The 10,426-nt window shown below is 69.9% G+C and carries 10 protein-coding genes and 1 pseudogene; all 11 read right to left on the bottom strand.

Annotated features, from left to right (window positions below):
* Positions 1-472: HutD/Ves family protein (locus AC27KI_RS13940; protein WP_487114329.1), on the bottom strand; the 472-nt coding region annotated here is incomplete at its 3' end.
* A gap of 8 nt (positions 473-480) precedes the next feature.
* Positions 481-1,343 (bottom strand): annotated as a pseudogene (locus AC27KI_RS13935) (phytanoyl-CoA dioxygenase family protein).
* Positions 1,344-1,383: 40 nt separating this feature from the next.
* Positions 1,384-2,178, bottom strand: coding sequence for an amino acid ABC transporter ATP-binding protein (locus AC27KI_RS13930; protein WP_487114325.1), 795 nt, complete (start codon positions 2,176-2,178; stop codon positions 1,384-1,386).
* The gene (locus AC27KI_RS13925; protein ID WP_487114323.1) at positions 2,175-2,843 is read right to left on the bottom strand and encodes an amino acid ABC transporter permease; all 669 of its coding nucleotides are present in this window, start codon (positions 2,841-2,843) and stop codon (positions 2,175-2,177) included. Before AC27KI_RS13925 ends, AC27KI_RS13930 begins: the two co-directional genes overlap by 4 nt.
* Positions 2,844-2,893: 50 nt before the next feature.
* Entirely contained in the window at positions 2,894-3,670 is a 777-nt protein-coding gene (locus tag AC27KI_RS13920) for a glutamine ABC transporter substrate-binding protein (protein ID WP_284401839.1), read from the bottom strand.
* Positions 3,671-3,740: 70 nt separating this feature from the next.
* Positions 3,741-4,490, bottom strand: coding sequence for an IclR family transcriptional regulator (locus AC27KI_RS13915; protein WP_272563939.1), 750 nt, complete (start codon positions 4,488-4,490; stop codon positions 3,741-3,743).
* A gap of 123 nt (positions 4,491-4,613) precedes the next feature.
* On the bottom strand, positions 4,614-6,344 hold the full coding sequence (gene hutU / locus AC27KI_RS13910) for a urocanate hydratase (RefSeq protein ID WP_487114321.1): 1,731 nt from the start codon (positions 6,342-6,344) through the stop codon (positions 4,614-4,616).
* A 13-nt stretch (positions 6,345-6,357) separates the two neighbouring features.
* Entirely contained in the window at positions 6,358-7,944 is a 1,587-nt protein-coding gene (hutH, locus tag AC27KI_RS13905; RefSeq protein WP_487114319.1) for a histidine ammonia-lyase, read from the bottom strand.
* A gap of 64 nt (positions 7,945-8,008) precedes the next feature.
* Positions 8,009-8,794: a histidine utilization transcriptional repressor HutC gene (hutC, locus tag AC27KI_RS13900; protein WP_284401831.1), complete on the bottom strand. Its 786-nt coding sequence runs from the start codon at positions 8,792-8,794 to the stop codon at positions 8,009-8,011.
* 23 nt (positions 8,795-8,817) lie between these two features.
* Complete coding sequence (locus AC27KI_RS13895; RefSeq protein WP_487114317.1) at positions 8,818-9,591, bottom strand: ABC transporter ATP-binding protein; 774 nt, start codon at positions 9,589-9,591, stop codon at positions 8,818-8,820.
* 8 nt (positions 9,592-9,599) lie between these two features.
* Positions 9,600-10,373 carry an ABC transporter permease gene (locus AC27KI_RS13890; RefSeq protein WP_487114327.1) on the bottom strand — a complete coding sequence of 258 codons (774 nt, stop codon included), beginning with the start codon at positions 10,371-10,373 and terminating at the stop codon, positions 9,600-9,602.
* Between the last annotated feature and the right edge of the window lie 53 nt (positions 10,374-10,426).

Here is a 10,426-nt window from a genome sequence, read left to right as displayed (position 1 = left end):
CCTGCCCTGGCCCGAAGACCTCGCCGCCCCGATGCCACCGGCCCGACAGCACCATGCACAGGCCCGCGGGCGTGCTGCCCGGCACGCACGCGTTCTGCAGCACCTGCACCGCGCCCTGCCAGCGGCCATGCCGCAGCATCAGGTTGAAGTCGGTCGAGGCGCCGCCCAGCGGGATGCAGTCGATGGCCTGGTCGCCCGCGAACGCCACGGGCTGCCAGCGCTCGTCCAGCGCATGGTCGATGCCCTCGTCCTCGGCGCGCAGGCGCACGCCGGCCCCGTCCAGCAGCATGATCTGGCGCTGCACGCCCTGGAAGGCCGAGAACGGCCCGGGCGCCGCGATGGTGGCCACGCTCACGCGCCACTCGAAGGCGTCCATGCCGGCGCCCGGCGGCCAGCAGGCCAGCTCGCGCGTGTCGCCGCCGCCGTTCTTCCACGGGGTGGGCGCGATGGCCGACAGGTCGAACCGCTGCAGCGCCGCCGTCATCCCGCCTCCCCCACCAGCAGCGGAAAGAGCGGGTGCGCCATGGGTGCGCCGGCCGGCAACGTGTCGGCCAGGCCCGGGAAATCGGGCGAGGTCTTCCAGGCGCGCGGCGCATGGCGCGTGTCGTCGCCCAGAAAGCGCACCGAGAACACGCGGCGACGCTGCGGCCCGGGCACACCGCCCGAGGCATGCAGGGCCAGCATGTGAAAGCACACCACGTCGCCGGGCGCGATCTCCCAGCCCAGGATGGGAAACGCCGCGCGGTCGGCCTCGATGTCGGGCAGCTCGGCCAGCGAGCCTTCGGGAAACCACCGCGCCTGCTGGTCCATGAAGGTGCGCGGCATGCGCCACGGCCCCCGGTGCGAGCCGGCCACGAACTCCAGCGTGGCCTCGCGCGCCACCGGGTCCACGGGAATCCACAGGCTCACGTTCTGGGTGCCGTCGATGTTGTAGTAGGGCTGGTCCTGGTGCCAGGGCGTGCGCTGGCGCGTGCCCGGCTCCTTGACCAGCACATGGTCGTGGTACAGCCGCACGCTGGCGACTGCATGAGCCGCTGGGCGGCCCAGGCCACGGGAGTCTCGGCGATGAAGCGGCCGAAGGCGGGAATGTCCTGCCAGTTGCAGAAGTCCTCGAAGAACCGGCCCGGATCGTCCGGGCGGCTCGCCACCTTGGCGCGTGGGCTGGGCGCGGCCAGGTTGGCGTCGATGCCGCTGCGCAGCAGCGCCACCTCGCCCGGCGTGAGCAACTGGCGGATGCACACCGCGCCGTCGCGCGCGAAGTCGGCCACGAGGGCGTCGGTCACGCGCTCGCGCAGCCGCTGCTGCAGGTCGGGCGGGGGCACCAGGGGGGTGGAAAGCGTCATGGCGAAGGCCTCACTCTCGGCGGCTCGGTGGGGGCGGCGCTCAAGTGCGCGACAGCACGGCCTGCAGGAACGCGCGGGTGCGCTCCTGCGTGGGCTCGGTGAAGATCCTGGCGGGCGGGCCCGATTCGATGATGCCGCCGCCGTCCATCACCACCACGGTGTCGCCGACCTCGCGCGCGAAGTCCATCTCGTGCGTGACGACCATCATGGTCATGCCCTCGCGCGCCAGCAGCTTCATGACCTGCAGCACCTCGCCCACCAGCTCCGGGTCCAGGGCCGAGGTGGGTTCGTCGAACAGCATCACGCGCGGCTGCATGGCCAGGGCGCGGGCGATCGCCACGCGCTGCTTCTGCCCGCCCGACAGGCTGGCCGGCATGGCCACGGCCTTGTGGCCCAGGCCCACCTTGTCCAGCAAGGCGCGCGCCTGGCTTTCGGCCTCGGCGCGGGAGGCGCCGCGCAGCTTGCGCGGGCCCAGGGTGACGTTGTCGAGCACCGACAGGTGCGGGAACAGGTTGAACGACTGGAAGACCATGCCCACCTCTTCACGCAGCGCGTTGAGCTCGCGCTCGGGCAGCATGCGGCCCTCGTCCACCAGGGTGCGCCCGCAGATGTCGATGCGCCCGCCCTGGGGCTGCTCCAGCCCGTTGCAGCAGCGCAGGAAGGTGCTCTTGCCCGAGCCGCTGGGCCCGATCACCACCACCACCTGCGACGGCTGCACGTCGAAGTCGATGCCGTTCAGCACCACGTGCTCGCCGAAGGCCTTGCGCAGGCCACGGATGCGCACGATGGGTGCCGCATCCGCAGCGGATGCCTGGGTCGATGGGGACTGCGTCATTGCACCATCCCCCCGGCGCGCAGGCGCAACTCGATGTGGCGCAGCACCAGCGTGGTCGCGCCGGTGAGCAGGAAGTACACGACCGCGATGGCCAGGTACACCTCCAGCGAGCGGTATGACACGCTGATGATCTTCTGCCCCTCGTGCATCAGGTCGTGGATGGTCAGCAGCGACACCAGCGCCGAGTTCTTGATGAGCGCGATGAACTCGTTGCCCAGCGGCGGAATCATGCGCACCACGGCCTGGGGCAGCACCACCCAGCGCATCGCCACGCCCGAGGACATGCCGATGGAGCGCGCGGCCTCCATCTGGCCCCGGTCTATGGACTGGATCGCGCCGCGCACGATCTCGGACACGTACGCGCCCGAGTAGATGCCCAGCCCGATCACGCCGCACAGGAACGCCGGCAGCAGGATGCCGAACTGCGGCAGCCCGAAGAACAGGATGAACAGCTGCACCAGCAGCGGCGTGCCGCGGATGGCCGCCACATAGGCCGTGCACAGGCCATACACGATGCGGCGCCGGGGGTCGAGGCGGCCGATGCCCACCAGCAACCCCATCACGCAGCCCAGGAGCAGCGAGGCGGCCGTGATCTCCACGGTCACCAGCGCGCCCCCCAGCAGTTGGGGCCAGCCGGCCCACACGGGGGAAAAGTCGAGTTCCATCGCTCGGATTCAGTGCTTGTCGATTCGGTCGGCGGCGGTGGTCTGCCGGCTCACTTGGCAGCCGGCGTGGCCGCGGTGGTGGCGGCGCTGCCGCTGAACCACTTCTTCACGATGGCCGCGTAGGTGCCGTCGGCCTTGAGCTTGGCCAGCGCGGCGTTCACCGCGCGGGTGAGCTCCGGCGTGTCCTTGCGCAGCGCCATGCCGTATTCCTCGGTGGTGAGCTGCTCCTCGATCACGCGCAGGCCGGGCCGGGTGCGCACGTACTGGTAGGCCGCGGGCTTGCCGGTGACGGCGGCGTCGGCGCGGCCGATGTCCACCAGGTTGAACATTTCCTGGTTCTTCTCGACCTCCACGCGTTGCGCCTTGGGGTAGTTCTGCGTGAGGAAGGCGACCGACTTGGTGCCCACCTGCACCGAGATCTTCTTGCCGTCCAGGTCGGCCGGCTTGCGGATGGTGGTATTGCCTTCCTTGACCATGGCGACCAGGCCGCCGGCGTAGTAGGGCTCGGTGAAATCGACGACCTTCTTGCGCTCGTCGGTGATGTAGATGCCCGAGACGGCCATGTCGAAGCGCCGCGAGATCAGGCCGGGGATCAGGCCCTTGAAGTCGATGTCCACCCACTCGACCTGCTTGCCCATGCTCTTGGCGACGGCCTCCACCAGCTCCACGTCGAAGCCGGTGCGCTTGCCGTTCTCGACGAACTCCATCGGCGGGAAGGTGGCATCGGTGGCCACTCGCAGCACGTTGTCTTGCGCGCGGGCGGCGCCGGCGCCCAGGGCGAACACGGCAGCCAGGCTGGCCAGGAGGAGATTGCGTCGGATGTTCATGGGAGTTTCCGGTGGGGGTGGGAGGAAGGGAAAGGCACTCGAGGGAAAAAGAAAAACGATGCGGCCGGGTTCAGTGCAGAACGAGTTGGCGCGAGATGCGGGCGGCCGCCACGACCACCATGCGGATCAGCGCGGCCTCCTGCCCCTGGGCCCGCATCACCGGCGCCATCAGCGTGATGGCGCCCGCGGCCTGGCGGGACGCGCCGAACAGCGGCACGCTGCAGCCCCAGACGCCGGGGTCCACCTCGCTCTCGCTGGTGGCGAAGCCGGCCTTGCGAATCGCCTCCAGCGCCTGCTGGGCGGCCTCGCGCTCGGGCGTGCCCGTGCCCCACTGGCTGTCGAGCACCGCATCGCGCGCGGCGGGCGGCAGATGGGCCAGCACGCACTTGGCCGAGGCGCCCGTGCGCAGCGGCACGCTGCGACCCTTCTCGAACGAGCAGCGCAGCGAATGGTGGCTTTCCACCATGTCCAGGCAGATGGCCTGGTCGTTCACCGCGACGATCAGGCCGACGCTTTCCTGCGACTGCTGCGACAGCTCCACCATGCCGGGGCGCGCCTGCCGCACCAGGTGCGAAGCCAGGTCGAAGCCGAGGGCCAGCTGAAGGCTCAAAGGGCCCGGCGCATAGCCGCCATCGCTTTCCAGCACGAAGCCCCAGCGCTTCAAGCGCGCGAGCTGGCGGTACAGCGTGCTGCGCGCCATGCCGGTGTGCTCCATGAGCTCGGTCGCGGCCATCGCCCTGCCCTGCTGGGCCAGCACGGCCAGCACCTGGAGCACTCGGTCGGACGTCGCAACGGCGCTGGGCAATGCACTTCGGGTCATGCGTTCAGTATCGAAGGAAGCGGCCCGGGAGCACACGCCCCCATTCCCGGCCATTGGGAATGGGGTTCTCCTTTTTTCTCGCGGAATGGCGAAATTCCGTTTTCCGGTGGCCCTGCGGAGGCCTCAGCGCACCATGGGAAGGTTCAGGCCCTGCCTGCGTGCGGTGGCCACCGCGATGTCGTAGCCCGCGTCGGCATGCCGCATCACGCCCGAGGCCGGGTCGTTCCACAGCACGCGGCCCAGGCGCGCGGCCGCCTCATCGGTGCCGTCGGCCACGATGACCACGCCGGCATGCTGCGAGTAGCCCATGCCCACGCCACCGCCGTGGTGCAGGCTCACCCACGTGGCGCCGCCCGCCGTGTTGAGCAGCGCGTTCAGCAGCGGCCAGTCGCTCACCGCGTCGGTGCCGTCCTTCATGGCCTCGGTCTCGCGGTTGGGGCTGGCCACCGAACCGGTGTCCAGGTGGTCGCGGCCGATGACGATGGGCGCCTTCAGCTCGCCGCTCCTGACCATTTCGTTGAAGGCCAGCGCCGCCTTGTGGCGCTCGCCCAGGCCCAGCCAGCAGATGCGCGCGGGCAGGCCCTGGAAGGCGATCCGCTCGCGCGCCATGTCCAGCCAGCGGTGCGTGTGGTGGTTGTCGGGGAACAGCTCCTTGATCTTGGCATCGGTCTTGTAGATGTCCTCCGGGTCGCCCGACAGCGCCACCCAGCGGAACGGGCCCTTGCCCTCGCAGAACAGCGGGCGGATGTAGGCGGGCACGAAGCCGGGGAAGTCGAAGGCGTTCTTCACCCCCTCGTCGAACGCCACCTGGCGGATGTTGTTGCCGTAGTCCACCGTGGGAATGCCCATGGCCTGGAAGTCCAGCATCGCCTGCACGTGCACCGCGCACGACTGGGCGGCGGCCTTCGTCAGGGCGGCATGCTGTGCGGGGTCCTTCATCGCGGCCTGCCATTGCGGCACTGTCCAGCCGGCGGGCAGGTAGCCGTGGATCAGGTCGTGGGCGGAGGTCTGGTCGGTCACCAGGTCGGGCTTGCAACCGCCCGCCTTCGCGCGGCGCACCAGTTCGGGCAGCACCTCGGCCGCGTTGCCCAGCAGTGCGATGGAGACGGCCTCCTTCGCGTCGCAGTGCTGCCGGATCAACTCCAGCGCATGGTCGATGTCGCGCGCCTGCTTGTCCACGTAGCGCGTGCGCAGGCGAAAGTCGATGCTGCTTTGCTGGCACTCGATATTGAGCGACACGGCGCCGGCCAGCGTGGCGGCCAGGGGCTGCGCGCCGCCCATGCCCCCCAAGCCCGCCGTGAGGATCCACTTGCCGGAGAGGTCGTTGTCGTAGTGCTGGCGGCCGGCTTCCACGAAGGTCTCGAACGTGCCCTGCACGATGCCCTGGCTGCCAATGTAGATCCAGCTGCCGGCCGTCATCTGGCCGTACATGAACAGGCCCTTGCGGTCCAGTTCGTTGAAGTGTTCCCAGGTGCCCCACTTCGGCACCAGGTTGGAGTTGGCCAGCAGCACGCGCGGCGCGTTCTCGTGCGTCTTGAACACGCCCACCGGCTTGCCGGACTGGATCAGCAGGGTTTCGTCGGCCTCCAGCACCTTGAGCGACGACAGGATCTGGTCGTAGCAGGCCCAGTCGCGCGCGGCGCGGCCGATGCCCCCGTAGACCACCAGATCCTGCGGGCGCTCGGCCACCTCGGCATCCAGGTTGTTCTGGATCATGCGGTAGGCGGCCTCGGCCAACCAGTTCTTGCAGTTCAGCTGGCTGCCGCGCGGGGCGCGGATCACGCGCGTGGGGTCATGGCGGGGGTCGGCGAGCGGGGCTGCGGCGGTGGAGAGGATGGCGTCGTTGGCGTTCATGGCAAAGGCTCCTTCACGAAATCTGGGAAACGAAGCTGGGCAGGTGGGCGGTCACGGGCGCGGGCCAGGCGGATTCCTGGGCCCAGCCGCGCATGGCCTCGATGTCGGTGGCGAGAAAGCGGTCCTGCTCCAGGAAGGCAACGCGCGCGCGGATGGCGGCGATCTGCGCTTCGATGAGCGGCGAGCTTTTCAGCCACGGGGTGGCGGCGGCGCCCGGTGCGGGCACGCGGTCGAAGTCGATGCCCTGGGTGGCGGCCATGGCCTCGATGCCGACCACCACCGCCGTGTTGCGCACCATGTCGGTCAGGCGCCGCGCGGCGTAGGTGGCCATCGACACATGGTCTTCCTGGTTGGCCGAGGTGGGCAGGCTGTCCACGCTGCCCGGGTGGGCCAGCGACTTGTTCTCGGACGCCAGCGCCGCGGCCGTGACCTGCGCGATCATGAAGCCTGAGTTCACGCCGCTGTCGCGGATGAGGAAGGCCGGCAGGCCCGACAGGCCGGTGTCCAGCAGCAGCGCCAGCCGCCGCTCGGAGATGGCGCCGATCTCGGCCACCGCCAGCGCGATGATGTCGGCAGCGAAGGCCACCGGCTCGGCGTGGAAGTTGCCGCCCGAAATCACGTCGCCCGTTTCGGAGAACACGAGCGGGTTGTCCGAGGCGGCATTGGCTTCGATCTGCAGCACGCGCGCGGCATGCTGCAGGTTATCGAGGCACGCGCCCATCACCTGCGGCACGCAGCGGATCGAATACGGGTCCTGCACGCGCCCGCAGTGCGGGTGCGACGGATCGATCTCGCTGCCCTCCAGCAGCGCGCGCACGGCGGCCGCCACGGCGATCTGGCCCGGCTGGCCGCGCGCTTCGTGGATGCGCGCATCGAACGGCTTGACCGAGCCCTTGATGGCTTCGAGCGACAGCGCGCCCGACACCAGCCCGGCCGCGAACACGCTCTCGGCGCCGAACAGCCCGGCCAGCGCAAGGGCCGTGGACACCTGCGTGCCGTTCAGCAACGCCAGCCCTTCCTTGGGGCCGAGGACGAACGGCTCGCAACCGATGGCGGCCATGGCCTCGCGGCCCGGCACCGTGCGGCCCTGCACCTTGGCCTGGCCCTCGCCGATCAGCACGCAGGCCAGGTGGGCCAGCGGTGCCAGGTCGCCCGAGGCGCCGACCGAGCCCTTGGCCGGAATCACGGGCAGCACGTCGGCATTGGCCAGGGCCAGCAGCGCATCGACGATGGCGGGCCGCACGCCGGAGTGGCCGCGCGCCAGGCTCACCGCCTTGGTGGCCAGCACCACGCGCACCACCGGGTCGGGCAGCGGATCGCCGGTGCCCACGCTGTGCGACAGCACCAGGTTGCGCTGCAGTTCGGCCAGCCGGCCGTGCGCGATCTTCGTGCTGGCGAGCTTGCCGAAGCCGGTGTTGATGCCATAGACCACCTGGTCTTCTTCGACGATGCGCTGCACCGTGGCCAGCGAGGCCTGCATGCCAGCCTGCGCGGCCGGGTCGAGCGACAGGCGCACGCCGCCCGCGCTCAAGCGCCGCAGTTCGCCCAGCGTGACGCGGCCGGGGTGCAGCACCAGGGTTTCAGGGGAGGAATCGGTCATCAAGTTCATCCTGTATATACAAGTAGGTTCGAGCGAAAAGGAAGCCAATGAAAGCAGCGGCCCGCTATCCGAACACCGGATTGCCGTCGGCCCGGAAGCGGCTGCCCAGACGGTAGCGCGAGGCGGGGTGCAGGCAGCGCACCAGGGTCACCGGCACGCCGCGGCTCCAGGTGCGGCGGGTGAGCAGCAGGCACGGCTGGGCGGGCTCCATGCCCAGCAGCTGCGCCTGCTCCGGCGTGGGCAGCACGGCATCGACCACGTGCTCCACCTGGTCGAACGGCACATTGCGCACCAGGAATTCCGAGGGCTGCAGCTGCGTGAAGTCCTGCTGCGCGAAGGTGGGCACCACGCGGGGGTTCACATAACGGTCTTCCAGCTGCACGGCCACGCCGTCCTCGCGGTGCACGCACACGGCATGGAACACCGACTCGCCCGTGCGCAGGTCCAGCGCCGCGGCCACCTCCATCGAGGCCGACACGCGCTCCACCGTGAGCACGTCGCAGCGGTAGTCGTGCCCGCGTTGGCGGATCTCGCTGGCCAGGTTGGCGATCTGCAGCAGCGTGGACTGCGGCTTGTCCTCCGCCACGAAGCTGCCCACCCCGGCCACGCGCACGATGCGGCCCTGCTCGGACAGCTCGCGCAGCGCGCGGTTGACGGTCATGCGCGACATGCCGAACTGCAGCACCAGCTCGCTCTCGGAGGGCAGCCGGTCGCCCGCGCGCCAGGAGCCGTCCTGGATCTTGCGGGCGATGAACTCCTTGACCTGTTGGTACAGCGCCAGCGCGGGCTCCACCGGCGCCGCGGCAGCGGACTCGGCTTCGGCGTTGGCACGGAGGGCGGCGGCGTTCATGTCGGCGGGTTTCTTGGAGCGGCTCAATGCAGGTCCGCCGCCATGGACTCGGCGCGGATCTCCTCGGTCAGCCGCGCCTTCAGGTCCATGAACTCGGGCGAGGTCTTCACGCGGTAGTGCCGCGGGTGCGGCAGGTCCACCGCCAGCTCGGTCTTGATGCGGCCCGGCCGGGCGCTGAACACCGCCACGCGGTTGGCCATGAAGATCGCCTCGTCGATGTCGTGGGTGACGAACATCACCGTCTTGCGCTCGGCCTCCCAGATGCCCAGCAGCAGCTCCTGCATGAGCACGCGGGTCTGGTTGTCGAGCGCGCCGAAGGGTTCGTCCATGAGAAGGATCTTGGGGTCGTTGGCGAGGGCCCGGGCAATGGCCGTGCGTTGCTGCATGCCGCCCGACAGCTGCTTGGGATAGTGCTGCTCGAAGCCGCGCAGGCCCACCTTGGCGATGAAGTACGCCGCCCTCTCCTTTTGCTGCGTCTCGGGCATGCCGCGCTCGCGCAGGCCGAAGCGGATGTTCTGCTCGATGGTCAGCCACGGAAACAGCGTGTAGCTCTGGAACACCATGCCGCGGTCGGCGCCGGGGCCGTCGATGCGCTGGCCGTCCAGCAGCACCTCGCCCGCGGTGGGAAAGTCCAGCCCCGCCACGATGCGCAGCAGCGTCGATTTGCCGCAGCCGGACGGCCCGAGGATGGTGACGAAGTCGTTCTCGCGCACCTCGAAATCCACCGGCAGCAGCGCCTGGGTGGCCTGGCCGCGCGCACCGGCGAAGGTGCGCGATACGCCGCGAACGGAAAGCATCGGTGCGGTCATAGCGTGCTCCAGGCGAAGAGGCGGCGGTTGGCCGCCTTGAAGGCGAAGTCGGACACCAGCCCGATGACGCCGATCACGATGATGCCGAAGATGATCTGCCCCGTGTTCAGCAGCGCCTGGCTGTCGGTGATCATGTGGCCGATGCCTGACGACGAGCCGATCAGCTCGGCCACGATCACGTAGGTCCAGGCCCAGCCCAGCACCAGGCGCAGCGTTTCGGCAATGCCGGGCGCCGCGCCGGGAATGAGCACGCGGCGCACGATGCCCGTGTTGCCCGCGCCCAGCGTGTAAGCCGCCTCGACCAGGTCGCGCCGCGCGCCGCCCACGGTCACGGCCACCATCAGCGTGATCTGGAACACCGAGCCGATGAAGATGACGAGCAGCTTCTGCGCCTCGCCGATGCCCGCCCACAGGATGAGCAGCGGGATGAAGGCCGAGGCCGGCAGGTAGCGGCAGAACGACACGAAGGGCTCGAAGAACGCCTCCACCGGCTTCCAGGCGCCCATGGCGATGCCCAGCGGCACCGCGACGACAGCCGCCAGCACGAAGCCGCCGAGCACGCGCCATACCGTCATGCCGATGTCCTTGTGAAAGCCGTACTCGGTGAACAGCAGGCCGCCCTCCTTGAGCATGGTGGCCGGACTGGCCAGGAACGTGGGCGACACGAAGCCGCCCAGCGTGAAGAACGACCACACGGCGATGAACACCACGAAGAACGCCAGGCCCAGCACCCAGCGGACGCGTGGGCTGACGGGCTCGAGCGGCGCCATGGCGCGGCGGCGAACGGGATCAGGGGCAGGCCCCGCCCGCAGCGCGGCGGGGG

It is taken from the genome of Acidovorax sp. KPB24-03 (genome assembly GCF_057546605.1).
The sequence above is the reverse complement of the archived record's forward strand: the minus strand, read 5'-3'. Positions and strand labels throughout refer to the sequence as shown.